The following is a 26,013-nucleotide window of genomic DNA, read 5'->3' as shown; positions in this document are numbered from 1 at the left end:
CTGTCGCGCCTCAGTCGGTGCGTGCGTCCGCGCTGGCCGCGCGTGCGCCGCTGAATTCCGAATCGGCCTGCCACACCGGCCACGCATCGCCGTTGGCAATGTCGCGTCCCAGGTCGTACAGGATCGTCACGTCCTGCGCCTGCCCGCTCGCATCCCAACGCGCGGTGACCTTGTCGCAGGGCTGGTGGTAGCAGCGCGCGAAGTAGGCATCGCGCAAGGCCTTGCCCTTGGCCACGCCGCCATCGACGCGATCCAGCCCGGCGCCGACGGTGATCGCCGGCACGCCCTTCTGCGCGAACGCGAAATGGTCTGCGCGATAGAAGAAGCCGGCTTCGAGATTCGGGTCGGGCGAATAGGCCTTGCCGCGCGCTTTCGCGGCCATCGCCAGATCATGTTCCAGCGACACGCGTCCGCGGCCCCACGAAGCGATGTCGCGGGTCGGGCCATCCGGGCTGAGCATCTCGATGTTGATCACCGCCGCGGTCCTGGCCAGCGGCATCAAGGGGTGGGCCGCGTAGTACGTCGCGCCGAGCAGGCCTTTTTCTTCCGCGGTGAGCGCCATGAACAGCGTGGTGCGTGCCGGCCGCGGCCCGGCGGCAAACACGCGCGCCAGCTCCAGCACCGCGGCCACGCCGGTGGCGTTATCGACCGCCCCGTGGCGGACCGCATCGCCCGCCTCATCAGGCGCACCGATGCCGTACGCATCCCAGTGCGCGGAATAGATCACCGACTCCGACGGTCGTTGCGCACCGGGCAGCTTGGCGATCACGTTGTGACTGGTGACCTGCTCGCGCTTGACCTCGAATACGGTGCTCAGCCGCGCATCACCCAGCTCCACCGGCTTGAAGTCCGCCCGCTGCGCCTTGGCCTTCAAGGCCTCGAAATCCAAGCCGGCGTGCTTGAACAATGCCACCGCGGCATCGCGCTGCAGCCAGCCGCGCAAGCGCGTGTGGTACTGCGCGGCGTTGTCGCGCGGGATGTCGAACAACGGCGAGGTGCCTGAGCTTTTCACCGTGGCCCAGCCATACGCGGCTGGCGCGGTCTCGTGCACGATCAGCACGCCCGCTGCGCCCTTGCGCGCCAGCTCCTCGTACTTGTAGGTCCAGCGCCCGTAGTACGTCATGCCCTTGCCGTCGAAGGCGCCGGGCTGCGGCGTTTCAAAGTCCGGATCGTTGATCAGCACCACCGCGACCTTGCCCGCCAGGTCCACGCCCTTGTAGTCGTCCCAGTGCCGCTCCGGCGCATTCACGCCATAGCCGACGAACACCAGCGGCGCGTCCTGCAACGCGATGTGCGTGGCTGGATAAAGCGACTGCAGGGTCACGTCCTCGCCATTGCGCCAGGTGCTCGCCTGCCCGCCGACCCGCACGGTCGCCACCGGCTGCCCCTGCACTTCGGCCCGCACCAGGGTCACGTCCTGGGTCCAGCCGCCACGCTCGCCACCGGGCTGCAGGCCATCGCGCTTGAACTGCGCCACCAGGTAATCGACCGTGCGGCGCTCGCCGTCCGTTGCCGGTGCGCGGCCCGCGTAGGCATCGGAGGACAACTCGGCGACATGGCGCGAGAGCGCCTCGGCGCCGATGCCGCCACCGGGCACCTCCTGCGCGGCGACGGGCAAGCCCAAGACCAGCAGACACGACACGGCCAGGCATCCACGCATCTTCGAGCTTCCATCGCAACAAAGTGATGGCCAGTCTAGGCGATGGCACGCGGGCCATCGTCGCCCTCAACGCCGTTCGCGATCCAGCCAGCAGGCCAGGCCCTGCGCGTTGAGTTCGATATCTAGCGCGAGCGCGGCTTCGACCTGCGTATCGTCCAGCGGCACCTGCGCCTCGCGGGCGCGCTGCAGATACAGCGCCGTCAGCGCTTCGAGCAGTTTGGCGTGGCGCTCGGGTTTGCCGTTGGCGTCGTGACCGAGCTTTTCCATCGCGTTGATCTGTTCGTACAGATCCTGCGCGAGCTTCTCCACCTCGGCATAAGACTGGCCGACGCGGTCGTAATGGGTGAGATACATGCCCTGCGGCTGGTAAGCCAGCATGCGCGCGATCGACTGCTTGAGCGCGTCGGGCTCGAACTGCACCGGCGAACTGGTCGGCAGGATGAAAGGCCCCTGCGGCCCATCGAATTCGCGATACGAGAGGCCGAACGTGTCGCCGGTAAACCAGCACGCGCTGCGCGCATCCCACACGCAGTAGTGATGCTTGGCATGGCCTGGCGTATCCAGACACAGCAACGGCCGGCCGTTGTGATCGACCACGTGGCCGTCCTCCGCCACGACGACACGTTCGGCGGGCACCGGCTGCACCTGGCCGTAGCTGCGCGCGATTTCTTCAGCGCCATAGACCGCGGTGGCGCCGGCGATGATCCGGCTGGGATCGATCAGGTGCGGCGCAGCGCGCGGATGCGCGACCACCTTCGCATTGGGCAGGTGCTGCAGCAGCAGGCCAGTGCCGCCGGCATGATCCAGATGGATATGCGTCACCAGCACCCAGTCGATGTCGGCCGGCGTCAGTCCGGCGCGTGCGATCGCCGCCAGCAGCAGCGGCACCGAATGATTGGTGCCGCAATCGACGAACGCGCCGCGTCCGCCTTCCACGATCAGATAGCAGGCATCGAAGTGCTCGCGCTGGAACGCGGTGTCGACCGTGTGGATGCCGTGCTGGCTCATGGCGCGCGGGGCTTCTTGAGGAGGAAGCCCGATTCTAGGCAGCGCACCGTGAGCGCACGATGCACCCTTGGTCGCAAGGCTCAGGCCTGTGCGGCGGCTTCGCGCAGTGAGGCCAGTGCAGCCAAGACCTCGTCGGCCGCGACTTTCAGTTCGATCTCGGTGGACTGCAGCTGGTCGGCGACTTCGGCGTTCTTCAACGCCGCCACCAGCTGGCCGGCATCGCGCGGCGAATCGAAGCCCTGGCTCTGCACCAGCACGTTGCCCTGCGCATCGGAGAGCTTGAAATAGAAGCGTCCGTCGGCCTCGCGATACTGCTTGAACACCGGCAATGCGGCCTTCGCTGTGGCCTGCTTGGCGACGCTTGGCGCCAGCGACAGATCGCGCAGGCCCACCGCGTCGCGCAACTCGCGCAGCAGCGGCGTGGCGTACTGCGCACGCAGGCGCTGCGCACCATCGCGCAGGATCGCCTCGATCTCGGCCGGCTTGGCCACCAGCGCTTCGTAGCGCTCGCGCAGCGGCGCGATATCGCGCTCGACGCGCTCGAACAGCTGCTGCTTGGCATCGCCCCATGCGATGCCGTCGGCATAGGCCTGCGCGAACGCGGCCGTTTCTTCCGGCGTGGCGAACGCCTGGTAGAGCTGGAACAGCGGCGAGCCTTCGGTGTCCTTGGGCTCGCCCGGCGCGCGCGAATCGGTGAGGATCGAGAAGATCAGTTTCTTCAGCTCGGCGGGCGAGGCCGAGAGCGGAATCGTGTTGTCGTAGCTCTTGCTCATCTTGCGGCCGTCCAGGCCCGGCAAGGTCGCCACCTGCTCGTCGATCGCCGCCTCGGGCAGGGTGAAGAACTCGCGCCCGTACACATGGTTGAAGCGCTGGCCGAAGTCGCGCGCCATCTCGATGTGCTGGACCTGGTCGCGACCGACCGGCACTTGGTGCGCGTTAAAGATCAGGATATCGGCCGCCATCAGCACCGGATACATGAAGAGGCCGGCGGTGATGCCCGCATCAGCGTCCTGGTGGTCGGCGGTGTTCTTGTCCACCGCCGCCTTGTAGGCATGGGCGCGATTGAGGATGCCCTTGCCGGCCACGCAGGTCAGCAGCCAGGTCAGCTCGGAGATCTCGGGGATGTCGCTCTGCCGGTAGAACCACACCTTGTCCGGCTCCAGCCCGGCGGCCAACCAGCTGGCGGCGATCTCCAGCGTCGAGCGGCGCACGCGCTCCGGGTCCTGGGTGTTGATCAGGCTGTGCAGGTCGGCGAGGAAGAAGAAGCTTTCCACGCCCGGGGTGCGGCTGGCCACGACCGCCGGACGGATCGCGCCGACGAAATTGCCGATGTGGGGGACGCCGGAAGGCTTGATGCCGGTCAGGACACGGGTGGTCATGCGCGTTGGATGCAGGGGAACCAGGCCGTCCAGTTTACCTGCCCGCGACGGTGCAACCCCGTTGGCGTGGCTGGGCCGTTGGATCGATCACCTTCCACCACTGCCGGTGACCGCCATGTTCCGCCGCCTGTTCCGCGTCACGCTCGTCCTGTTCGCGCTGGGCTGCGCGCCCGTGCTGCACGCCCAATCCCTGGTCCAGCTGAGCGTGGTGGACCGCGACAGCGGCCGCACCCTGCCCGAATGGCCGCACCGCGGCGAGCGCTGGATCGAGGGTGATCCCGGCCATCGCTACGCGCTGCGCCTGACCAACCTCACGGGCGCGCGCGTGCTGGTCGTGGTGTCGGTGGACGGCGTCAACGCGGTTTCCGGCCAGGACGCGTGCGTCGACCAGGGCGGCTACGTGCTCGCGCCGTGGCAAACGACTGAAATCAGCGGCTGGCGCAAATCGTTGCAGGAGGTGGCCGCGTTCGTGTTCACCGATCTGCCCGACAGTTACGCGGCGCGCACCGGGCGGCCGGACAACGTCGGCGTGATCGGCCTGGCGGCGTTCCGCGAACGCGCGCCGGCGCCGGTTTCCGTTCTGCCCGACCCGGCCGCGCCCGAGCGCCGCAACGACGCCGCACGGGCTGCCGCACCGGCCGCCGAGGCAAGCAAGCAGACGCTGGGCACCGGGCATGGCGAGCGCCAATGGGCGCCGGTCGGCCGCACCACCTTCGTCCGCGACAGCGCGCGTCCGCAGCAGCGCACGCAGCTGCGCTACGACACCCGATCGCGCCTGATCGCGCTCGGCGTCTTGCCTGTGCGCAGGCCATTGGCGGTTGATCGTCCTCAAGCATTCGCCGACGGGTTCGTCCCGGACCCGTAACGTCCATCGCCACACACGACAACGGGCCCGAAGGCCCGTTGTCGCTTTACGGGATGTGCGCTGGCTCAGTGATGCTTGTCGAAGTCGCGCTGGAAGGCGCTGACTTCCTTTTCGGCGCGGTCGCGATCCCAGCCGTAGCGTTCCTGCAGCTTGCCGGCCAGGTATTCGGCGTTGCCTTCGGCGACGTCGAAGACGTCATCGGTCAGGTCGCCCCATTTGGCCTGGGCCTTGCCTTTGAGCTGCTTCCAGTTGCCGGCAATGATGTCCTTGTTCATGCGTCACCTCGTTGGTTGGTGTGGTGTTGCGGGACGCCCCCACCTTGGCCAACGGCGCGTTGCCTGCGCGTGCGCCGCGCGTGCAGGCCGCGTTATGCATTCAGCCCCGCAGATCGCCGCCGCACACCCTGCCGCACAAAAAGAAAGGCCGGCTTGCGCCGGCCTTTCCTTCGCGCTGGGCCGCAGGGCCCGCGCAGGACTTACTTGGTACCCGTGCCGCCGGTCTTGTCGGCGGAATCTTCCATCTTGGTGCCGACCTTCTGCACGTCCTGACCTGCACCCTTGACGGTGTTGCAGGCAGCCAGCGAACCGGCAAAGAAGACCGACAACACCAGCATCGCGATCATGCGCTTCATGGGAATTCTCCAGTTTGGTTTCCCGGTTTTCCCCTTCGGAAAACCTTGCCATGCAGGCTGACGAGATCGCCGTGGAAACCGCGTGAACCCGCTGAATGAAAGGCGATCGAAGGATCGGACCGCGACGCCGCGCACATCGGCAGCAGGTCGCATGAAGAGAAGAAAATGGTGCCGCTTATCCGAATCGAACGGATGACCTACCGCTTACAAGGCGGTTGCTCTACCAGCTGAGCTAAAGCGGCACGGGCCGGCGCGTGGCCGGGCCCGCATTCTAGCCGCTCGTGCGCGTGCAGTCTTGCGCCACCGCGCGCGCGGCGCCGGCCTGGGTCTGCAGGATCGAGATCGGCTGGTTGGCGCGCACGTCCATCCACCACTGGTTGGGCCCTTCGGCGCCGACCGGTTCCATGCGCGCGTCGAAGCCGGCCGCTTCCAGATCGCGCTGGCGGCGCTGGGCCGCTTCGCGCGTGCTGTAGCGACCCAACGCCACGCCGGTGTTGGGACCGCTGGAGATCACCATCAGGTCATCGAAACCGGCGGCGGAGATCCGCATCGCCATGTCCTGCGCGGCAGCGCGATCGGCGAACGGCGCCATCACCGAGTAGGCACGCGCCGGCTGGGCCTGGCTGCGCAGGCGCACGCCGCCGGGCAGCTTCAGGCGTGCCTGCGCGGCCTGGGCGTCCGCCTCGGTTTCGAACGGCCCCAGCGAGGCGCAGGCCAACGGCGAAGTGACCGGCTTGGCGGGTTCGGGCTTGGGCGGCTCGACCTTGGCCGGCGCAGGCTTGAGCGGTTCCGGCTTGGGTTTGGGTTTGGCGGCTTCGGGTTGTGGCGCGGGCACCACCGAGGTGGTCGGCTTGACCTCGACCAGCTGCGGCGGCGGGGGCGCATCGACCGCCACCGGTCGCGCGGCGGCGACGCGGCGCGCCTCGGCCAGCTGCTGGGCGGTCGGGTAGTCAAGCACTGGCGCCTGACCAACCTGCGCGGCGACGGACACGGGCTTGGGCGGCGGCGCCATCAACCACCAGGCGGCCACGCCCAGGTTGAGGAACACCAGCAGGAGGATGAGGGCGCGGGTCAGCATGACGCGGGATTCTAGCGGGCGGCCGCGACGACGCCAGCCTGCGCGCCGGACCAGACAGCCAGGCCTTCCAGCACCAGGCCATCGACACGGCGCGCCTGCGGCAACAGCGGCAGCAGCGTTTCGATGCCGCCGCCGTGCAGCAGCAGGCCCGGCGTTGCGCCCAGCGCCGCAGTGGCCTGGACCAGGCTGCGTTCGATCAGGGCGACGGCCGCGCCTTCGCAGCCCGAGGCCAACGCGTCGGGCGTGTCGCAGGCGAATTCGTCGAACAGTCCGCCGTCGGCTGGCAACTGCGCTGCGGCGCGATGCAGCGCCTGCCGCATCAGCTGCGGCGAGGGCGCAATGCGCCCGCCCAGGTGGCGCCCGTCTTCAGCGATCGCATCGATGGTCAGCGCGGTACCGACCCCGGCCACCAGCCACGGCCCCGTGCCATGCGTGCGCGCACCGAGCATGGCCAGGAAACGGTCCACGCCAAGCCGCGCAGGCTCCGCATACGCCACCTGCAACCCGGCCAGCGAGGCCTGCGTGCGCGCCAGCGACACCACGCGGAAGCGCGCCTGCAGCACCTCCAGCACGCCCGCGGTCAGCGCCGGCGCGGCCACGCTGGCCAGGCAGGCCGACAGGCCCGACGGCGGTAGCTGCGCGGCCAGTCCCTGCAGCAGATCGCCCTGCCCGTTGCCGAAGGCGATCACCGGCCCAGGCCGACCATCGGCCTGCACGCGTGCGCACTTCAGCCGCGTGTTGCCCAGGTCGAACAGCCAGCGCTCGGGTTCGGCCGTCATGCTCAGACCGCCCGCACGCTGACTTCGCCGGCGTGGAAATCGCGCAGGCCCTGCGGCGTGCGCAGGCGCAGCGCGCCATCGTCGGCGATGCCCTCGGCGGTGCCGAACACATCGCCGCTATCCAGCTTCACCACCACGCGCTGCCCGTGCAGCGCATCCAGCGCGGCGTACCGAGGACGGAACGGCGCCAGCCCTTCTGCATCGAACAGCGCCAGCGCCGGCAGCAGCCGCGCCAGCACCGCGCCGGCCACCGCGTTGCGCGAGGTCAGCCCCGGCAGCGCTTCGGCTAGGTCCAGCCACGGCTGGTCGATCAGCCCGGCTTGCGCGGCCGGCATGCGCACGTTGAGGCCGATGCCGATCACCGCGCGCACCGGACCACCGGCTTCGCCGCCGCCTTCGACCAGCAGGCCGCCGAGCTTGCGGCCGTTGATCACCAGGTCATTGGGCCATTTCAGCCCGATCTGGGACACGCCCAGGTCGCGCAGGCCTTCGGCCACCGCCACGCCCGCGACCAGGCTCAAACCGCCCAGCCGGGCCAAGCCGCCGCCGAACCGGCGCGCGATCGACAGATAAATGTGCGCGGCCAGCGGCGAGGTCCAGGACCGTCCGCGCCGGCCGCGGCCGCCGGTCTGGCGCTCGGCCAGCAGCACCGCGCAGCCGGCGGCCGGGGTGTCCCGGCGCAGCAGTTCGGAATTGGTCGAATCCAGGCTCCAGGCCACGTCCAGCCCAGCAATCTCTGCACGCGCGGCCGCGTCCAGTCCAGCGGCAATGGCGCCGGCCTCGAGCAGGTCCAGCGGCTGTTCCAGCGTGTAGCCATGCCCGGCGCTGCCGGCAACGGCGATCCCGGCCTCGCGCAGCGCCTGCACCCGCTTCCAGATCGCAGCCCGGGTCAGGCCGGTTTCCTGGGCCAGCAGGTCGCCCGACACCGGGCCCTGCGCCAGGCGCAGCAGCAGCTGGCGTTCGCGTTCGGCGGGCGCGGCAGACTGAACAGGGGAAGCATTCATCCGGTCCATTATGCGGCACCCGCCGGGCGCCCCAAACCACGCTATGATGCGGGTCCGCTGCTGTGTGCCCGCCCCGGAGTCTTCCGATGCTTCGCGCCTGCCTTGCTGTTCTGCTGTTGACCTGTGCCGTCTCGCCCGTGCTCGCGCAGAACGGGCGCGCCGACGTGTCCGCGCCTGGCGCACCCGATGCGGCCAATCGCAATTCCGGCAGCGGCTCGACCACTCCGCAGGAAAAGCCGGCGACCTCCGGCAGCTACACGCGGCCGGCCACCCCGGCGACCAGCCAGGGCGGCGGCGGCGACGAAGACGCCGTGATGCGCATGCGCGTGCCGAAGTGGAACAGCTTCCTGCCCGGGATGTTCCGCTGATCCAGCCGTTGTTGCGCTGGCTGCGCGGCCAGCCACTTTCGATCGAAGACGCACCCTGGCAGCACGCTTGCGAGACCTTGCCGTGGGTCCGTGGCCTGACGCCTGCGCAGCAGCTGACGCTGCGCGCGCTGGCCGCGCGCTTCCTCCACCAGAAAACGATCACACCGCTGGGCGACCTGACGCTGGATGAGGCCGCGCGCGTGCAGCTGGCCGCGCTGTGCTGCCTGCCGCTGCTGGAATTCGGCATCGGCGGCCTGCGGGGCTGGTCGCAGCTGATCATCTATCCCGAAGCGTTCCGCGTGCAGCGCAGCCATGTCGATGCGGCCGGCGTGCTGCACGAATGGGAAGACGAACTGGCCGGCGAGGCCTGGGACAGCGGCCCGTTGATCCTGTCTTGGGCTGACGTGCAGGCCGACATCGCCGATCCGGCGTCGGGCTTCTGCGTGGCGGTGCACGAGATGGCGCACAAACTCGATGCGCTCAATGGCCAGGCCGATGGCAGTCCGCCGCTGCCGGGTGCGTGGCAGCGCGCATGGACGCGGGATTTCCAGCAGCACTACGACGCGTTGTGTGCCCGCGTGGACGCCGGCAAACGCACGCGCATCGACGACTACGCGGCCGAATCCCCCGAAGAATTCTTCGCCGTGGTGAGCGAGTACCACTTCTCCGCGCCACAGGTATTGCGTGAGGCCATGCCGGAAGTGGCTGAGCATCTGACCAAGCTCTACGGCGCGCCGCCGACGCTGTTCTAATGCGCGCGTTGCGGGCGCGCACGATGCTTACAGGCCGGGCGGCAGCTGCACTTCGAAACGGGCACCGCCCAGTTCCTGCGAACGACTGACGGTAAGCTCGCCACGATAGCCGCGCACCAGGTCCTGCACGATCGCCAGGCCGATGCCGTGCCCCTGCACGCGCTCGTCGCCACGCACGCCCCGCTGCAGCACCTTGGCCACGTCTTCCTCGGCGATGCCGGGACCATCGTCGTCCACCGCCATCAGCAGGCCGGCACGGCGATTTCCGACGCTGGAAATCGGCGCCACGGTCAGCAGCACGCGCGAACGCGCCCACTTGAAGGCGTTCTCCAGCAGGTTGCCCATCAGCTCCTGCAGGTCGCCAGGCTCGCCGTGGAAACGCGCTTCCTCATCGATCTCGAACTCGCAGATCACGCCCTTGTGTGCATAGACCTTCTCCAGCCCGCGCACGATCACATCGGCGTACGGCTCGATCGCCACCGGCGCGGAGAACAGCGCATGCCCGGTCGAGGCGGCACGTGCCAGCTGGTAGGACACCAGGTCATTCATGCGCTTGAGCTGCACATCCAGCTCCTCGCGCAGCGCCATTGCATGCACGCCGTCATCCAGCTGCGCACGCAGCACCGCCAGCGGCGTCTTCAGACTGTGGGCCAGGTCGGCCAGCGTGTTGCGCTGGCGGTCCAGGTTCTCGCGCTCGGATTCGATGAAGGCGTTGATGCTTTCGGTCAGGGGTTCGAGCTCGCGCGGGTGGTGCTCGGTCATGCCCTGCGCTTGGCCGCGCTGGACGCGCTTGAGTTCGGCAATCACGCGCTGCAGCGGACGCAGGCTCCAGTTGAGGATCAGCCCCTGCAGCAATAGCAGCACCACGCCGGCGCTGCCCAGGTACACCCAGAGCGCATGGCGGAAGGTCTGTAGCTGCGAGTTGAGGACTTCGGTGTCCTCCAGCACGTAGATCGAATACGAGAACTCGCTCTGCGGCCCGCGCGCGCCCCAGATCGTGCCCAGGCCGAAGCGATAGACATTGCCCTGGCTGCCATCGAGCTGGGTCATTTCCAGCGGGCCTTCAAACTTCTTCTGGCCCGGCTTGAGCATCTCGCTGGGCGGAAGGTACGGGCCGAGCGTGGAGTCCGAGCCCCAGCGCCCGGCCGGCAGCACGATCATGGCATACAGGCCGCTGCCCGGCTGCGCAAAGCGCGGATCGATCTGGCTGTCCGACGGCGGCAGCAACTCCCCGTTACGGGCGAAATCGACCTTGTTCGCGTATGAGTACGCGTAACCTTCCAACCGCCGCTCGAGGTTGTCCTCGGCGGTGGTGACGAAGGCGCGATCCAGCGCGTAACCGGCCAGTGCCAGGAACGCCAGCAAGCCCACACTGGCTACCAGCACCTGGCGCGCCCGCAGCGAACGCGGGCGCCATTTGACGATCGGTTCGCGCCCGCCGCCAACTGCCTGCGGTGGAGCCGATGCTTCGGGCATTAGCCCTCGTTGCGCGGGATGGCGAAGCGGTAGCCGCGACCACGCACGGTCTCGATGGGCTTGAGCGCGCCATCGGCATCGAGCTTCTTGCGCAGGCGGCCGATGAAGACCTCCAGCACGTTGGAGTCGCGGTCGAAGTCCTGCTGGTAGATGTGCTCGGTGAGGTCGGCCTTCGAGACCAGCTCGCCGGCGTGCATCATCAGGTATTCGAGCACCTTGTACTCGTAGCTGGTCAGGTCGACGTTGCTGCCGTTGACGCTGACCGTTTGCGCGGCCAGATCCAGCGCGACCGGGCCGCATTCCAGCGTGGGCTTGGACCAGCCGGCAGCGCGGCGCAGCAGCGCGTTGACGCGCGCCAGCAGCTCTTCGACATGGAACGGCTTGACCAGATAATCGTCGGCGCCCTGCTTGAGGCCCTCGACCTTGTCCTGCCAGCTCGAACGCGCAGTCAGGATCAGCACGGGGAATTTCTTGCCCTCATCGCGCAGCGCCTTGATCAGCTCCATGCCCGACATCTTCGGCAGGCCCAGGTCGATGATGCCGACGTCGAACGGCACCTCGCGACCCATGTACAGGCCTTCCTCGCCATCCTGGGCGGCGTCGACCGCGAAACCTTCGCGCTTCAGGCGCGCGGCAAGGGTTTCACGCAGGGGTGCTTCGTCTTCGACCAGCAGAATGCGCATGGGCTCTCCCTAAAAATAGATGGCGGTGTCTTGAAGGAAGGCGGCGGATGAACCGGGCGCCATTCCGTTCAGATTACGGTCTCGGGGGGTTAGGCCCGCGTAGACGCTGCGAAGGCATGTCGTTTCGTTCAGCTCCGCCACCGCGTCGCTGGCGGCTCCGGTTGGACGGATCGTCGTCCATGTAGCGGACGCGGCCGCTCTCATCCATCACCTTGACCCGCATGATGTCGCGCCCGTCAAACTGAACGCGCTCGGCGCCCAGGACGCGCCCTCCGCTCGCGGCCTGCGCACGACGGACCGCATCGGCGGCCGCGTTGCGCGAACCCGCGGCATCGTCATCGAAGCCGCCGCGCGGCATCTGCCCGCTGTTCGGCGGCCACGCGCCCTGCGGGGAACCGCCGTCCGGCGGCCCCTGCTGCGCCCACGCCGAACCGGCGACGCAGCACGCGATCGCAAGGGTCAGACGACGAAACGGGAGAGACGCAATGGCCATAACGGAATCGTAACGGAACTTTCCAAAGCTGGATGAACCGCTGCCGACACTCCGGATCAAGGATGGACCGCCAGTCTTGGCGCCGCGCAGTGAATTGGCTCTGAACTTTCTGAACAGGTTGATGACGCGATTCAGGCCCGTGAATCGCTCAGAAAATCTCGCCCACGCAGCACCTCAGCGAGCCGCCTGCGGCCTCGGTCGCCGGCAGTGGCACGCCGTGCACCGTCAGGCCCGCGGCGGCCAGCGCGGCGTGGCTGCCCTGGCTCAGGCCGGCGGCGGCACCGCCGCTCATCCAGACCGCGTCAGGCGTCAGGCTGATCGCATTGCCGGCGAAAGCCCGCTTCTCGGCCGGCGAGAGCACGATCACGTGCGGGCCGTAGAGCGCCTGCAGCACGTCCAGGACCGGCTGTGGCGCGGCCAGGCCATCTGGGCAGACCAGCGCGGCGCGGCTGGCCAGCAGGGCCAGGACCACGTTGGTGTGGTATTCGCCCGGCGCCAGGTCGAACACGAAGGTCGCGCGCAGGCCGAAGGCGGCGTGCATCAACGCCGCGCCTTCCAGGTTGCAGCGTTCGGACAGCCCGCAGAAGCCGATCCCGCGGGCGCGATCGATCGCCAGCGATCCGGTCAGCTCGCAGGCGTGCGGCTGGATGGAGAGGTCATGTTCGGCGTAGCCCAGCACGCCGGTGAAGAACCCGCGGATGTCGGCGCGTTGCGCCTCGCGCTGGCGGACGGGATGGCGCATCCGGCCGACGATCACCCGCCCCGGCGCGGTGGCGAACACGTTGTTGGGGAACAACGCATCCGGCGTGGCCGCATCGCCGGCGAAGGTCACCACCGGCAGCTGCGCCGACAGCGCCTGGTGCAGCGCGCGGTGTTCGGCCAGGGCGGCGGCGGCATCGAAGCCGTCCTGCGCCATGTAGACGTTGTCGCGGGCCGATTCGGCCGCGCGGGCGAAGCCGTCGGGCGACACCAGGAACGCGCCGCGCGCCGTCGCCGGGCCGGCATCGGGCCGCAGCGTCTGGGCCAGGGCGAGGAAGGCCTGCGGATCGCGGGTGATCAAGCGGTCGGCTCCGGACGCATCAGGCCGCGCTGGCCAGGGCAGCGTCGGTGGCGTCCAGCGCGCGCTCGACCAGCGACCAGTCTGCGCCCGGCTTGTGCGCGCCTTCGCTCAGGATCTGACGGAACTGGCGGCCACCGGGCTGGCCGGCGAACAGGCCCAGCACGTGGCGCGTGATGTGCTTGAGCGCCACGCCGCGGGCCAGCGCCGCTTCGACGTACGGCTGCAGCGCGCGCAGCAGCTCGGCGCGCGGGCGCAACGCGGTGCCGGCCAGGTGCGCGTCGGCGCAATGCAGGAAGTATGGATCGTGATATGCGCTGCGCCCCAGCATCACCGCATCGACTGCACCCAGATGCGTGTCGATCGCCTCCAGCGTGGTGATGCCGCCGTTGAGCGAGATGTTGAGCTGCGGGCGCTCGCGCTTGAGCTGGTAGGCCCATTCGTAGCGCAGCGGCGGGATCTCGCGGTTTTCCTTCGGCGACAGGCCATCGAGCCAGGCCTTGCGCGCATGCACGATGAAGGTGTCGCAGCCGGTCGCGGCGATGGTGTCGATGAAGCCAGCGAAGTGGTCATAGTCCTCGAGCTCGTCCACGCCCAGCCGGCACTTCACCGTGACCGGGATCGCGACGGCTTCGCGCATGGCGGCGATGCATTCGGCCACCAGCGAAGGCTCCTTCATCAGGCAGGCGCCAAAGCGCCCGGCCTGCACGCGATCGGACGGGCAGCCGACGTTGAGGTTGACCTCGTCATAGCCGAATTCCTCGCCCACCCGCGTGGCTGCGGCCAGGCGTTCGGGATCGCTGCCACCCAATTGCAGGGCAACCGGATGCTCAACCGCATCGAAACCCAACAGCCGCTCGCGATCGCCCTGCAGTACCGCGTTGGCATGGACCATCTCGGTGTAGAGCAGCGCGTTGGGCGCCAGCACGCGGTGGAACGCCCGGCAATGCCGGTCGGTCCAGTCCATCATAGGAGCCACGGACAATTTTTTCCCGTTGTACATCAGTCACTTATCTCGTAAAATCAATAGCATGAACAGGCCGTGTGCACGCTCGTGTGCACGCTCGTGTGCACTGGTTTTCGCCCCAAAACGCCCTACTACGACGCCCCATTGCACACGGAGCGCACACGAAATGGCGACGATCACCCAGCTTCCATCCGGTAGATGGCGAGTCCAAGTCCGACGCAAGCAATCGTATGCGAGCGAGACTTTCCTGCGCCATGAAGATGCCCGCAAGTGGGCTACCGCGGCCGAGCGTGAGGTCGATCTGGGCCGGACGCCGCGCCGCCGAGGTCAGGCCACCCCGACCACTTTTGCGCACCTAGTGGATCTACACATCGAAGACATGCGCGAAGTGGGCAAGGTACTACGCCGCTCCAAGCGATTCACGCTGAACGCGCTCAAGGATCAACTCGGCGAGGTCAAGCTCAAGGGACTGACGCGCGAGTGCCTGATTCAGTTCGGAAAGGACCGGGCCCGGGAGGGGGCTGGGCCGGTCACCCTCAGCTCCGACATCGGGTACCTGAAGTTGGTACTGACGCACGCCGCAGCCGTGCACGGGATCGATGTCGACGTGCAACCGGTCGATCTGGCGCGCGTGGCGCTCAAGCGCCTGGGACTGATCGGCAAGTCGCGCGCGCGCGATCGCCGCCCAACCAAGCTGGAGCTAAAACGCCTCCTTGACTACCTGGATGCCAAACCCCAGTCCCTGATCCCCCTGGCGCGCATCGTGCGGTTCGCGATCGCCAGCGCGATGCGGCAGGAAGAGATCTGCAGGATCTGCTGGAGCAAGGTGGACACAGAACAGCGCGTCGTTCTGGTCCAGGACCGAAAAGACCCGCGGGAGAAGGACGGCAACGACCAATGGGTGCCGCTGCTCAACGTCGGGGGCCTGGACGCCCTGCGCCTGATCCGCATCCAGCGCAAATACGTCCCCCTCGGCGACCTGATCTTTCCTTACAACCCGCGCTCAGTGGGCGCCGCCTTCCGCCGCGCCTGCAAGGAACTCAAGATCGAGAACCTCCACTTCCACGATTTGAGACACGAGGCGACGAGCCGCCTATTTGAGTCTGGGCTGAGAATCGAGCAGGTCGCGCTGGTCACGGGCCATCGGGACTGGAAGATGCTCAAGCGCTATACCCACCTGCGCCCCCAGAACCTGTATCGAGACCGCCAGCGCGCCGCTTCGCCGCAGAACTTCGTCATGGAGGCACCCGTGCAATACGAGGTTCCGATGCCCGCCTCGGCTCTTCCCATTTGAAGGGCTCCAGCTCATCCAGGCCAAGGCGAGTAGCCAAATCCATGGCGAATCTCCTGCACCTTCGTCTCGCCTGCTCACCACTGACAAAAGCAATAGCCTTATAAAGGCCACCCTTAATTATAAGGCTATGGAGACATCCTTATTGATCGAGCGCAATAAATAAGGTTAGATGACTATCCTTATCAAAATCGAGCGCGTCTATAAGACTAACGCTCAAGGGACTGCTCATGCGTCGGAACCAGATTGCACCGGATCGCCAGCAATTCTTGGTGTCAGCTGCCAGCTACCCGAACGCCGCCGCTCTCGTGGCTCCCCCGACGCCGCGCTTGATACCGGACGGCGCCAGGTACCAGTCACTCTTTAGCGAAGCCGCGACAGCGCTAGGGCGACTGCAGGGCGTGGTCCAGCATCTGCCGAACTCGGACATGGTCACCAGGACCCTAGCCAGGCGAGAGGCAGTCACGAGCTCGCAGATCGAAGGAACACGTTCCAGTCTAAGTGACCTGCTGGCCTACGAGGCCACGCGTGGCGCTGATGGCCTGCCGGCAGACGTGAGGGTCACCGAGCGCTACGTCGCCGCGCTTGATTACGGGATGGGTCGGATTCGCACCAAGGGCCGGGCAGCGCTCGATCTGGCGATGGTCAATGAACTGCACCGTCAGCTTATGGCCGATGACGAAAGCCGCTTCCCGATCGGCGACTACCGGCAGGACCAGGTCTGGATCGGCCCGACAGCGCGGATCGAAGATGCAACGTTTGTCCCGGCGCCTCCGCAGCACATCCAGGGATGCATGGAGGAACTGGCCAGCAGCATGCTGCAGTACGAGCAGCGCGATGGCGAATATGGAGAGCTCTCTCTGCTCGGGCAGATCGCCATTACGCATGCCCAGTTCGAGACTATCCACCCCTACCACGACGGCAACGGCCGCGTGGGGCGCCTGCTCATGCCTTTGATGCTGGTTGCCAGCGGCCTTCCGCCGCTGTATCTCTCCGGAGCACTGCTGCGCGCGAAGCCGGCCTACTACGCCGCGCTGGCGGCGGTCCAGCTACGGGGTGAGTGGGATCAGTGGATCCGCCTGCTCACCCGGGCAGTGGTGGAGTCGTGCGACGAATCGATCTCCATTTCGCATGACTTGATCGCGCTGGCCGCGCGCTGGGAAGAGCAGCTTTCAGGTTTCCGGTCGGATTCGGCCGTGCGCAAGTTGCCGCGGCTTCTGATTGGACATCCGATACTGAGCGTGCGCTCCGCCAAGGAGCTGCTGCATGTGTCACAACCGGCGGCCAACGCCGCGCTCAATCACTTGGTCGATCACGGGATGGTTCAAGTAGTTGGCGTAGGAAAGTACAACCGGCTCTTCCGCGCCAGCGCTGTAGTTGAACGACTAGACCGCCCACCATCTACAGGCTAACGGGGTCGAATGCTGCCAAACATCTCCAGAGCGCCATCGTAATCAAACATCTCCTCATCCTCGCGCCTCACACATTTTTGAGCTATGTTGACACTGGGGTTGCAGGAAGATTTGGTTGTCGCGTTTCGCGGCATCAGAAACAATTGCAAGAAAGATTTGCCGGTTGGCGCTGAGTGCAGCTCGGCGCGCGCTGGGCGTGCGAAGGAGTTCCTGCAACCCCACCTTCATACAGGGACGTTGCATGAGCAATCTGAGTCGGCTTCACGCTTGTACGTCGGTAGTTGATCTTGCAAATCTGCTTGGATTTCAAGCAAAGGCCTTGGGATTTCTGGCATGGGGACTGCCACCCACTGCTCGATACAGCACCTTTGACATCCCCAAACGCTCTGGCGGCAAACGAACCATCAATGCGCCAATCCCACAGCTGAAGCTGGCTCAGCAGAAGCTCGCCGCGATACTCCAGTCATGCGAGGCGGAAATCGAGCTACTTCTGGGGGTCAAGCGGAGCGTTGCCCACGGCTTCAAACCCAATCATTCGATACTGACAAACGCCGCTGTCCATCGCCGTCAACGGTATATTTTGAACTTCGATCTTGAAGACTTCTTTGGCACGATCCATTTCGGCCGAGTTCGCGGATTCCTGATAACGAATCGATATTTCAAGCTTCATCCAGACGTAGCGACCTTGATCGCACAGCTCTGCTGCCACCAGAACCAGCTGCCCCAAGGCGCACCGACATCCCCAGTACTATCCAATCTCATCGGCAAGATTCTCGACGTCAGACTTTCCAAACTGGCCCGAATTCACGGATGTGCCTACACGAGGTATGCCGACGACATCACGATGTCCACATCGGCGCCTGAATTCCCTGCAGCGCTTGCGACCGAGTGCGCCAATTCTCTTACTTGGCAGCTAAGCGCTAGAGTCACGTCAGCTATCGCTGACTCCAGATTCAAGCTCAATCCAAGCAAGACACGGCTTCAGCACCGTCGGTCACGCCAAGATGTCACCGGCATAGTTGTCAATCAAACTCTAAACGCAAATTCTGACTTTCGTCGCAGCACTCGCGCGATGGTAGACAAGCTCTGTCGAACAGGCTGCTATCAATTAGTCAAACCGACACTACTGGCAGGAGATACAGTTTCGGAGCCTCGGGAAGGCACCAACGCTCAACTGCATGGCAAGATCGGATTCTTGCTCCAAGTAGAGAGATTTCGCAGGGCCGGCGACCCCGAGTCACCGCAACTTAGCGCCACTGAGAAGCTTCTCAAACGATTCCTATTCTATACAACACTGGCAAATGCAGAGCGGCCGGTAATTTTATTTGAGGGTAAAACCGACGAGATCTATCTTCGCTGTGCGATCAAGCGCCTTGCCTCGGCGTTTCCGCGCCTAGCGGCAGCGGCCACTGGAGAGGTTCTTGTCAATCTATTTAGCCACACACCCACGCGCCAAAGAATCTTCGGACTTACAGGTGGCGATCCGCCTCTTACAAACTTCGTCAATGAGTATCGCGAGCACTATCGCCCAATAAAAGGCCCAAAGGGCACTCACCCAGTGATCGTGCTCTATGACAATGACAATGGTGCGAATTCGATCTTCGCAGCGATGGATAAGATCTACAAAGTAAAGATGGCTGATGGCCTCCAGTTCATCCGCATCTACGACAACCTTTACATCGTCCTCAGCTCAGCCAAGTGCGCGCCCGGAACCGGACATTGCATTGAGCATCTTTTCGACAAAAGCGTCCTGACTACAACCTTGTCAGGCAAGACACTTAGCTTATCCAATAAACCTTTAAAACCAACCGAATACGGCAAGGCCTGGTTTGCCGAAAAAGTCATCAAGACCAACTACAAATCAATTGATTTTTCCGGCTTCCATCCTCTTCTCGAAGCGATATCGACAATCGTGACCACCCACAAAGCGTCTAGCTCTCCACTGCCATAGAAAAGCATGTTACTCCAACTGATATTTTGATCGCTGGCGCTCCATGACAATAAAGGCACTCTTGAGCTCGCCCGAGTTCTGGCCAACTCTGCATAAGAAGCGCTGCAGGACATGCGGTGTGAAACCCTGATTGACGCGGAGATAGGCATGTCACTGAAAGGCGGGAAAATCGTACAAAGCGGCCATATGGAACCACTACCAGCAAACTGGCTGAGTGAGGTTCGCACTGCGCAGGGCTGGGTAGAAGCGCACCCTGTGCTGCTTAGCATCATGGCAATCTTGCTACCTAGCATCAGTATCTACCATTACACCACGGCAGAAAATCTCCCGCTGTCCATCGCATCGCCAGACATCATTTCCTCACTTCCATCGGTGTTAGCGGCAATCGCATTTTTAGCGGTCACGTTGGTTGTGCTGATCCTGACACCTGCCCTTTTAATACTCGAGGGCGTACAGCGAGACGATAAGGGGCGCTTGCGCGTGATGTCGCGTGACCCGCAGCAGCGCAAGCAAGATCTCAGGCGATGGTTTATCGCCTATTGCATCCCCGGCGCATTGATTGCAGCGGCAGTTGCAACAAGAGCCCTCTGGCTTCGCGATGCGCAGTGGCTAGTCTTCGCCGCGATTTTATTCGCGTTTGTGCTGTTCACAGTGATGGTCCGTCGGATTAAGAAAAAGCCGCTTGGAAGCCTTGTTTCGGACGGGACGATTCTCACGCTGGCCTTCAGCTTAATCCAGATGCTGCTCGCAATTTCCGCCATGCAGATCGCGATTAAGCTCGTCGGCGATGCAGCCTCGGAACGACTTGTCATCGCCGCGGTGCTCTTGGCCATGTTGACTCTACCGGCAATACAGCTTGTTTCAGTGATCGCAATCGAGGTTACTAGCGATCGCTATGGCTTCGTGCTGCAAGCCTTCCTTGGAGCCCTTGGCGTCATTTTTGCGCTTTGCGTTGTACCGCCAACAGGTGCATACCTGGCTGGCCAAGTCATTGGCGGCAGCGCATCTGGACATGCAAATTGCGTCTATCTCAAGTTCCGCGAGAGTGAGAACAATTATGAAGAACTTGTAGACAAAAAGAGTAAGCAGACGGTTCAAGTCAAGATCTACGCAAATGCATCTTCTTCTTATCTTATTCGCAAAGTTGGCGACAAGGATGGGGCCGTCTACAGGATCCCTCAGGAGAGCATCGTTTCAATCTCACCGTGTCCGAACCTCAAGAAAAATTAGCTGAGCAAGCGACAGCGGATCCAGCAGATAATCGATGACAGTCACAATGATGCCCGTGCCGATTCCTTGCGATACATCAAGATTTTCCGCGACCCAAAACGGCGGCACAGTTCCAATCGACGCACCGACTGAGGGCAGCTGTTTGAAGTACTAAAGCATTTGCGACCGCTGGGCTTTCCCTTCAACTTACTGAATCCCCAGAACCGGCAAGCCAGTCAAAAGTCGCTGCATGTTCATCCACTTGCTGGCCAAGTCAATGCCAGCTCGTCTGGCTCAAGGCAAAGTAGATGGCGCAGGAGCCCGGTGAAGAAGGCGATTGTTGGCCGCTCGCATCAGGGCCTGACAATGATCGTCGAATAAGGCCTGCGCTTCGGCAAAACAGAAGCAGGAATGGTCTTCCTCATGCTCCACTGACCAGCCACTCCACAGGAACTAGCTTGGTCCCGTTACGCCACTCGGGCAGGCCGACAATTCCTTCGATTCCTCCCCACACCTCACCGGGGGCGTGATCAAGCACGATGAGCTGAAGACTGCCTTTCTCGGCAAGGACAACGCTCCCCATAACCTCAAACGCCTTGCGGATGGCCTCAACATCCTCATCCCGAAACGCGGGATCCTCCTCAACCTCATCACTCCTTGACCCTACCCGTTTGGGAAAATAGACCTGGCTAGGCTGATCAAGAACCAAAAAAGCCGGGACGGGACTGTGCTGTTGGCTCAGGTAAAACTGATGCAAGGCTAGTAGCGCTGCCAGATGGTAGGAAAGCCAATTCGAGCCACTACCGATCTCGGATAGATAGTCGTCGCGATCTGACCCATGGACTTTGATGGTCAGGTCATTGATTTCCAGCGAAATAGGGTCTCCGGGATTCTCGACATCCAAGTCCGGCAGGAGCTTCGCCGCATTGCCATTGATGATCCTCAAGGCGCGATTTTTTCTTGCTTCGACGTCCTGCTCTCGCAACGACCTCTCAAGGGCCTGCATCGCCTCCTTGAGTAAGCGCACCTCTTCTAGCAACTCGCTGTCGCTACCCAGCCGCCTGTGCAGTTTCAGCGAGGACTCGACATTTCCGATGAAGCGCTCAGTCTGCTTTGCAGAGAACTGCTGCTCTTTGGCCTCCTTGGATCGCCCAGTCAATGCGCGCTTGCGGACCTGAACCGACTTCAGGCGCTCGGTCATGGTGCCGACCTCCGCAGTCACGCGCTGCAGTTCGCGATCAAAAGCAGCGGGAACCTCGAGATTCTTCCCTCCACCCGCCATGACCTCCACCTCACCGAGGCGCTGGGAAAGCGCCCTAAGTTTTAGCTTGGCCGAATCAGTATGGCTGCCGCACATTGGACAATCGGCATCATGATCAGCGTGCGAGCCCAGCCAACTGGAGAGCTGGAGGCGCCCGCGCTGCAGGGAAAGTGCCTGATCGTACTGCTGGACCCCAACCCGCATCCGGTTCATTTCCTCCAGGCGATGCCTCAGCGTGGTGAGCTCTCGCGAGACCTCGCGCTCCTCACGTTCGAGGCTCTCCAGCTCCAACAACGCACTGGAGATCGTCGACATGCTGACCTTCAGACTCACATCCGTCCGAGTGACGATTTCTTCCAGATGCTCAATCATCTGCTCCCTGGACACTTCTTCCTCGAAGCTTGGAACAAGTCCAAGCTCCTGGGCCTCACTGAATTTGGCAGTAAGTTCGGCAATCCACTGCGCCGACACATTCTGGGCTTCCTTGAGCTCTCGCTCCTTGCGGCGCAAGATTTGTCGAGTGCGATTCAACTCGAACTGCGCGGCCATCAAGGCGGGAGTGACCGCGCCGAGTACATAAGGAAAGATCTTCCGAAGCTTCTCCCGGTGCTCGTATGTATTGGTCTTGAAAAACAGAACATCCGGATTGGCGACCACGTTCTGGGGCTGGAAGGTGAACGCTGCCAGGTCGCGAAAAGACGGGCGCCCCTCGAACCCCGCAGCTTCCTCGCCTCCCGAGAAATCCAGTTTTGAAAGATTCGCCAGGTCATCCAGCAACCTTCTCACCGCACCCGCAGTGGTGTTCTTGGTCAGACGACCGGGGATTTTATTGATGACATCGGCTTCGAGCAGGAACATTTCTTCAGTACTGCGCTGAGACCCAGGTTCCTTTCGGGCCAGCAACATCTCACCCCGCGGCGTCGCGACCACGATCCCGAACCACTCGCAATATTTCCGGATCGTGTTGACCGGGATTGAGCAGGTGCTGGATCCCAAACAGTAATCGATGATCGGAATGACAGCGGACTTGCCGGTGCGCGATGCGCCGCTGATGACATTGACCTTGCCCAGCTTGAATTTCAGTTTCCTCGGCTCGAAACGCTCATCGCGTGGCCACAGGACGATCCCTCGAATCTGAAAATACATTAGAGCTTTACCCTCAAGGTAGTTACGACCTCATGCACTGTCAGCTCGCCACACCAGAAGCCTAGTTTCTCTGCCAGATCCATCAGCTGTTTCACCTCATCAGCCATTCCCCTGGCCTTTGCACGAGACAACGGTAGTACCTCGCCACTTTCTTCCAGGCTGATCAGGCGACCGGCCGCGGCCAGTTCGACCGACTGAAGACTCAAGCCGCGCCAGCGAATGGTTCGATCATGGATCTGTAGCAGGAGATCCTGCTTGGATACCGCCGCATCACCGAACTTTGCAGCGAAAGCTCGCAACCCGGAGCTTTTGTAGGTCCGCCGCACGAACTCCGAAGTCGCCTGATGCAGCACGATCGGCAGGACGAGAAAAACAAGCGCGAGCGGTGGCGGTGCGCTGGCGCGGTGGCCTGCGACATATCCGCAGCAAAATCTCCAGACAAGCGCTGCCCCCAAGGCCGGGTTCTGGACGTTTTGGACCTCCCTGGCGAGTGCGTTCAAGCCACTTCCTTACGTTTCAATCTGGCCAGGTAGTTGGGATGCCAACCGACTTCGAGATCGTTGGACAGCAGGTGGAAGCATCCCGGAACGAAATGCGTAGGCGGAACCATGGCCTGGACCGATGCCGAGAACTGCATACAATCCGAGTACAACGCCTGGCCCTGGTCCTGCTCGGTGCTACCACGGAAATTGAGCGAGCAGGCTCGTTTCTTGTGCTGCCATGTTCGCTTGAGAAGATCATCGAGATCATCGAACGAACTAGGGTCGACCTCACCCCTGAATGCCCAATCGGTTCGATCGAAGGACGCCATGAAGAAGTCGCTCGTCGCTTCAAGCATCTCTTCATATGACAGCCCGATGATCTCGAGCTGGCGGATGAAGTGATCAGGCAGAAAGCCTTTAGAGACTTCTTCTGTAGGTGCCAAGGCACGACTCAGGAGCACCGTTTCCCGGTCAATCTTTCGGGCGTAGGCGGTGTACGCGCTGTGGAACATGTCGCGATCAATGACAGCAGGCTTACCGGCCTGCAGCAGTTCATCGATGCGACGCTTCACTACCCCGCACAGGTGGTCGGTAATATCGCCCACTTTGGACGGCGACACGGGATGGCTGGCCACCAGATCCTGCAGATCACGCGGCGGGTCGCCACTTCCCGTCGTCAACTGGAAGCGACAGATCAGCCTTTCCAGAAGCGCCTGATTGGCACTGAATACCTTTTCAAGGTATGGAGCAATGCCTGCAGCCACCGCCGGCTTCAGGTCGAACTCCGGGGCGCTCCCCCACAGGATGTCGCGCGCCCGGGCGAGGGCCGCTCGGGCCTCGCTTGGGGTCTTTGCGGCCGCAAAGCTATCGACGATAGAGCCCTGGACCGGGCGCGAAACGTACAGCTCAAAGATTGACTGATCCAGCTCGAAATCATTCTCTTCCGCGAAACTCACCCAATTGGAAAGCGTCTTCCAGAGCGCTTCAGCGCGATCTGCCGCCGGGTTCGCCGTGAGTGCGCTCTTGCTCTGTACGAGCTTGACCGCACCGGAACTCTCCTCCTGAGCCACGTCATCGAGCAGCTCCATACTGCACACGCTCCCCGGCGGAGCCTCCAGGAGCAAATGGGTGAGCCTTGTAAACTGCAGGCTGAAGCCCAGCAACTGTCCGGGAACCTCCGTCCTCCGTCTGCGCCTCGGTGAAGCCTTTCCTTCTGAAGATGCCATCCAGCCCCCTGTGGGATCCTCGACCACGTTTCACCTAGCTTACCTTCTGTCGAGGACTCCTACTGGCGCACATTAAGCCGCGCAAGGCCGACTTTTAGCCGAGCAGAGCTGTACGGAAATGGTTGCTCGGGGTGGTTACGCCTGCTCTTAGTCGAAACAACCGTGCATACGCGGTACTCAGACAACCTCTCACCCACAGAGAGCGTGTCGGCGCTTGGGTCATTCAGCGGTTGCGCCTCAAGCCGGGAAAGGAGCCGACGCGCCTCATCGGCGCGCTCGAAAATCTCATTACCTAGAGCAGGCAATGTTCCCGCCGTGAGTGCGCCAAGTCCACCGGCCGAGATCACATCGCCATGTGCCCTAATGGACGATATCAAGCCATTGAGCCTATCGATCTGATCTACTGTTGCGCCGAAAGCGAGGCTGCCCTCACAGGCGTATGCGGAGGGGCTGGACTGTGCGAACCCGGCCCCTGGAACTCTCGTCTGCTCAAGCTCATCCTCACCCAACACCTTGGCTTGCCGGGCAGGCCAAGACAAAGCCCCGAGAACGAGGTCCAGCTGCCCTGCCAGTTGGTCGAGGCAGAACATCAATTCGGCCGGCCCCACCACAGGCACCCACTCCTGTGATTCATCGGGAATGCGTGGTTGCGCTAGTCGCGCTAGGAACCTGATGTGCGCAACTAGCTGCTTCAACAGGAGCTGGCCATCCTCGGGCAGGAAGTACCCCAACATCGCCTTATCGTCGAACGTGTGCTCGGCCATCGCCGCCTCTCCTCATCACTATGAAGTGACCGCCCGCCATGTGGGCGGACGGGAAGTCGGGAGGCTAGAAACCGCAGACAGCCGGCGGGCGTATTTCCCTTGCGGGTGTTGTATTAGCCGCCCTCCCGACGCAGGCATCGCGTCGGCTTGCACCCACGAAGCGCAGGCACAAAAAACCCACCGGTTTGACGGAGGTGGGTACCGCTGTCTGAGGAGTTTCTAGGCTCCTTAGCCGCAGACTGCTACCGCGCCTAGCCATATGTCAATAGGAACTTCACCCGCTGGATGAGCCAGGACCTGGCCATACTCCTCATGTCACTAAAGTGCGGCAAACGCACCGCCTCGACCGAGCTTTGATCTGTCGCCGCCCGGCCGCTCGGGCTGCTTCGCCAACAACTGACAAATGACCCAACCGCGTGCTTATGCGCTGGCGATGACATCGTACGGAAGACTCGAATTGGCTCCCGGCTCGGTTGACGATTGACAAGGCTGGCCGAGTCAGCTGTCAGCCCTGCGAGACAGGCAACGAAGATCTGCGGCTCCTGATCATGTCCTTCCCAGAGCTCAGGCTGGTTCGCTTGACTGGCGTTAGCTACCACCCTTCGCACAAAATCCAGCAGGCCAAGCCAAGCAGGACAGAAGGCGACTCGGAGGCTTCTTGGAGCATAAAGCTAGTCACCACATCAGAGCGCTACAAGATAGCCAGCAGGGCCTCTCGCACGCGCTGTAGAGCCCCGACCACTACCCGCCACCCAAGAGCACCATCCAACGACCAGAGACGCCTGGTGGCGCCGGCCGTGTATGCCCTGCGCGACGACTCCAGCTAGTCGCGTCCGGTCAAGTTCAAGCGCAGGAAGCACCCTCAATCGCGAGCGCTGGCAGGGCTTTCGGCACTTAGACGGCACGAAAGCATGCGTAGCGACGTGCCGCGTCAACCCACGTGCAGACAACCTTTCGCGACACGACCGTGCCGCGACCTTTTATCTTGCCTGACTGTTTCGGGCTCATTTTGCAAGTGGGCTTTTCATTGCTCATCTCCTCAGTCCACGTCGATCGAGTGTCTGGTGACTG

Annotated in this window: 24 protein-coding genes and 1 tRNA gene; 7 read left to right on the top strand and 18 right to left on the bottom strand. The window is 63.6% G+C overall.

Going from position 1 to position 26,013, the window contains the following annotated elements; genetic code table 11:
- Nucleotides 1-10 precede the first annotated feature (10 nt).
- From BMZ17_RS00130 to BMZ17_RS00120, 3 genes are all read right to left on the bottom strand, one after another.
- Nucleotides 11-1,660 carry a M28 family metallopeptidase gene (locus BMZ17_RS00130; RefSeq protein WP_093133497.1) on the bottom strand — a complete coding sequence of 550 codons (1,650 nt, stop codon included), beginning with the start codon at nt 1,658-1,660 and terminating at the stop codon, nt 11-13.
- A gap of 66 nt (nt 1,661-1,726) precedes the next feature.
- Nucleotides 1,727-2,668, bottom strand: a complete 942-nt coding sequence (locus BMZ17_RS00125) for an MBL fold metallo-hydrolase (protein WP_093133493.1) — start codon at nt 2,666-2,668, stop codon at nt 1,727-1,729.
- An 80-nt stretch (nt 2,669-2,748) separates the two neighbouring features.
- Nucleotides 2,749-4,047 carry a tryptophan--tRNA ligase gene (locus BMZ17_RS00120; RefSeq protein ID WP_093133488.1) on the bottom strand — a complete coding sequence of 433 codons (1,299 nt, stop codon included), beginning with the start codon at nt 4,045-4,047 and terminating at the stop codon, nt 2,749-2,751.
- A gap of 115 nt (nt 4,048-4,162) precedes the next feature.
- Between BMZ17_RS00120 and BMZ17_RS00115 the strand changes: the two genes are divergently transcribed.
- Nucleotides 4,163-4,912 (top strand): hypothetical protein, encoded by a 750-nt coding sequence (locus tag BMZ17_RS00115; RefSeq protein WP_093133484.1) that lies wholly within the window; start codon nt 4,163-4,165, stop codon nt 4,910-4,912.
- Nucleotides 4,913-4,977: 65 nt separating this feature from the next.
- Here the strand turns inward: BMZ17_RS00115 and BMZ17_RS00110 are convergent, their stop codons facing one another.
- The 6 genes from BMZ17_RS00110 to birA all read right to left on the bottom strand — a co-directional run bounded on the left by BMZ17_RS00110 (nt 4,978) and on the right by birA (nt 8,404).
- The gene (locus tag BMZ17_RS00110; RefSeq protein WP_093133479.1) at nt 4,978-5,187 is read right to left on the bottom strand and encodes a CsbD family protein; all 210 of its coding nucleotides are present in this window, start codon (nt 5,185-5,187) and stop codon (nt 4,978-4,980) included.
- A 200-nt stretch (nt 5,188-5,387) separates the two neighbouring features.
- Nucleotides 5,388-5,543 (bottom strand): entericidin A/B family lipoprotein, encoded by a 156-nt coding sequence (locus BMZ17_RS00105; RefSeq protein WP_093133474.1) that lies wholly within the window; start codon nt 5,541-5,543, stop codon nt 5,388-5,390.
- Nucleotides 5,544-5,709: 166 nt separating this feature from the next.
- A tRNA-Thr gene (locus BMZ17_RS00100) sits at nt 5,710-5,785 on the bottom strand.
- Between the two features lie 29 nt (nt 5,786-5,814).
- Entirely contained in the window at nt 5,815-6,621 is an 807-nt protein-coding gene (locus BMZ17_RS00095) for an SPOR domain-containing protein (RefSeq protein ID WP_093133470.1), read from the bottom strand.
- Between the two features lie 11 nt (nt 6,622-6,632).
- Complete coding sequence (locus tag BMZ17_RS00090) at nt 6,633-7,400, bottom strand: type III pantothenate kinase (RefSeq protein ID WP_093133466.1); 768 nt, start codon at nt 7,398-7,400, stop codon at nt 6,633-6,635.
- 2 nt (nt 7,401-7,402) lie between these two features.
- Nucleotides 7,403-8,404: a bifunctional biotin--[acetyl-CoA-carboxylase] ligase/biotin operon repressor BirA gene (birA, locus tag BMZ17_RS00085; RefSeq protein WP_254775151.1), complete on the bottom strand. Its 1,002-nt coding sequence runs from the start codon at nt 8,402-8,404 to the stop codon at nt 7,403-7,405.
- Nucleotides 8,405-8,490: 86 nt separating this feature from the next.
- Between birA and BMZ17_RS00080 the strand changes: the two genes are divergently transcribed.
- Nucleotides 8,491-8,772 (top strand): hypothetical protein, encoded by a 282-nt coding sequence (locus BMZ17_RS00080; protein ID WP_093133457.1) that lies wholly within the window; start codon nt 8,491-8,493, stop codon nt 8,770-8,772.
- The gene (locus BMZ17_RS00075) at nt 8,739-9,524 is read left to right on the top strand and encodes a M90 family metallopeptidase (RefSeq protein ID WP_093133454.1); all 786 of its coding nucleotides are present in this window, start codon (nt 8,739-8,741) and stop codon (nt 9,522-9,524) included. The genes BMZ17_RS00080 and BMZ17_RS00075 overlap by 34 nt, the downstream gene beginning before the upstream one ends.
- A gap of 27 nt (nt 9,525-9,551) precedes the next feature.
- Here the strand turns inward: BMZ17_RS00075 and BMZ17_RS00070 are convergent, their stop codons facing one another.
- From BMZ17_RS00070 to dusA, 5 genes are all read right to left on the bottom strand, one after another.
- Nucleotides 9,552-11,000, bottom strand: a complete 1,449-nt coding sequence (locus BMZ17_RS00070; RefSeq protein ID WP_093133450.1) for an ATP-binding protein — start codon at nt 10,998-11,000, stop codon at nt 9,552-9,554.
- Nucleotides 11,000-11,683 carry a response regulator transcription factor gene (locus BMZ17_RS00065; protein ID WP_093133446.1) on the bottom strand — a complete coding sequence of 228 codons (684 nt, stop codon included), beginning with the start codon at nt 11,681-11,683 and terminating at the stop codon, nt 11,000-11,002. The genes BMZ17_RS00070 and BMZ17_RS00065 overlap by 1 nt, the downstream gene beginning before the upstream one ends.
- A 73-nt stretch (nt 11,684-11,756) precedes the next feature.
- Nucleotides 11,757-12,170: a hypothetical protein gene (locus BMZ17_RS00060; protein WP_093137953.1), complete on the bottom strand. Its 414-nt coding sequence runs from the start codon at nt 12,168-12,170 to the stop codon at nt 11,757-11,759.
- A 154-nt stretch (nt 12,171-12,324) separates the two neighbouring features.
- A complete protein-coding gene (locus tag BMZ17_RS00055) occupies nt 12,325-13,236 on the bottom strand; it encodes an arginine deiminase-related protein (protein WP_093133442.1) in 912 nt (303 codons plus the stop codon).
- Nucleotides 13,237-13,255: 19 nt separating this feature from the next.
- Nucleotides 13,256-14,236 carry a tRNA dihydrouridine(20/20a) synthase DusA gene (gene dusA, locus BMZ17_RS00050; protein WP_093133438.1) on the bottom strand — a complete coding sequence of 327 codons (981 nt, stop codon included), beginning with the start codon at nt 14,234-14,236 and terminating at the stop codon, nt 13,256-13,258.
- A gap of 130 nt (nt 14,237-14,366) precedes the next feature.
- Between dusA and BMZ17_RS00045 the strand changes: the two genes are divergently transcribed.
- The 4 genes from BMZ17_RS00045 (at nt 14,367) to BMZ17_RS00030 (ending at nt 20,084) form a co-directional block, all read left to right on the top strand.
- Nucleotides 14,367-15,494 (top strand): site-specific integrase, encoded by a 1,128-nt coding sequence (locus BMZ17_RS00045; protein ID WP_093133433.1) that lies wholly within the window; start codon nt 14,367-14,369, stop codon nt 15,492-15,494.
- 227 nt (nt 15,495-15,721) lie between these two features.
- A complete protein-coding gene (locus BMZ17_RS00040; protein ID WP_093133429.1) occupies nt 15,722-16,903 on the top strand; it encodes a Fic family protein in 1,182 nt (393 codons plus the stop codon).
- A gap of 241 nt (nt 16,904-17,144) precedes the next feature.
- On the top strand, nt 17,145-18,854 hold the full coding sequence (locus BMZ17_RS00035; RefSeq protein ID WP_093133425.1) for a retron Ec67 family RNA-directed DNA polymerase/endonuclease: 1,710 nt from the start codon (nt 17,145-17,147) through the stop codon (nt 18,852-18,854).
- A gap of 147 nt (nt 18,855-19,001) precedes the next feature.
- The gene (locus tag BMZ17_RS00030) at nt 19,002-20,084 is read left to right on the top strand and encodes a hypothetical protein (protein ID WP_139202759.1); all 1,083 of its coding nucleotides are present in this window, start codon (nt 19,002-19,004) and stop codon (nt 20,082-20,084) included.
- A gap of 400 nt (nt 20,085-20,484) precedes the next feature.
- On the opposite strand, the gene BMZ17_RS00025 is transcribed toward BMZ17_RS00030, so the two are convergent.
- From BMZ17_RS00025 to BMZ17_RS00010, 4 genes are all read right to left on the bottom strand, one after another.
- Nucleotides 20,485-22,470 (bottom strand): DUF3732 domain-containing protein, encoded by a 1,986-nt coding sequence (locus BMZ17_RS00025; RefSeq protein WP_093133415.1) that lies wholly within the window; start codon nt 22,468-22,470, stop codon nt 20,485-20,487.
- The gene (locus BMZ17_RS00020; protein WP_093133411.1) at nt 22,470-22,970 is read right to left on the bottom strand and encodes a three component ABC system middle component; all 501 of its coding nucleotides are present in this window, start codon (nt 22,968-22,970) and stop codon (nt 22,470-22,472) included. Before BMZ17_RS00020 ends, BMZ17_RS00025 begins: the two co-directional genes overlap by 1 nt.
- Nucleotides 22,967-24,040 (bottom strand): ABC-three component system protein, encoded by a 1,074-nt coding sequence (locus BMZ17_RS00015; protein ID WP_217645717.1) that lies wholly within the window; start codon nt 24,038-24,040, stop codon nt 22,967-22,969. Before BMZ17_RS00015 ends, BMZ17_RS00020 begins: the two co-directional genes overlap by 4 nt.
- Nucleotides 24,041-24,237: 197 nt before the next feature.
- Nucleotides 24,238-24,942: an XAC0095 family protein gene (locus BMZ17_RS00010; protein ID WP_093133401.1), complete on the bottom strand. Its 705-nt coding sequence runs from the start codon at nt 24,940-24,942 to the stop codon at nt 24,238-24,240.
- Between the last annotated feature and the right edge of the window lie 1,071 nt (nt 24,943-26,013).

It is taken from the genome of Pseudoxanthomonas sp. GM95 (assembly GCF_900109775.1).
Taxonomy (GTDB): Bacteria; Pseudomonadota; Gammaproteobacteria; order Xanthomonadales; family Xanthomonadaceae; genus Pseudoxanthomonas_A.
The sequence above is the reverse complement of the archived record's forward strand: the minus strand, read 5'-3'. Positions and strand labels throughout refer to the sequence as shown.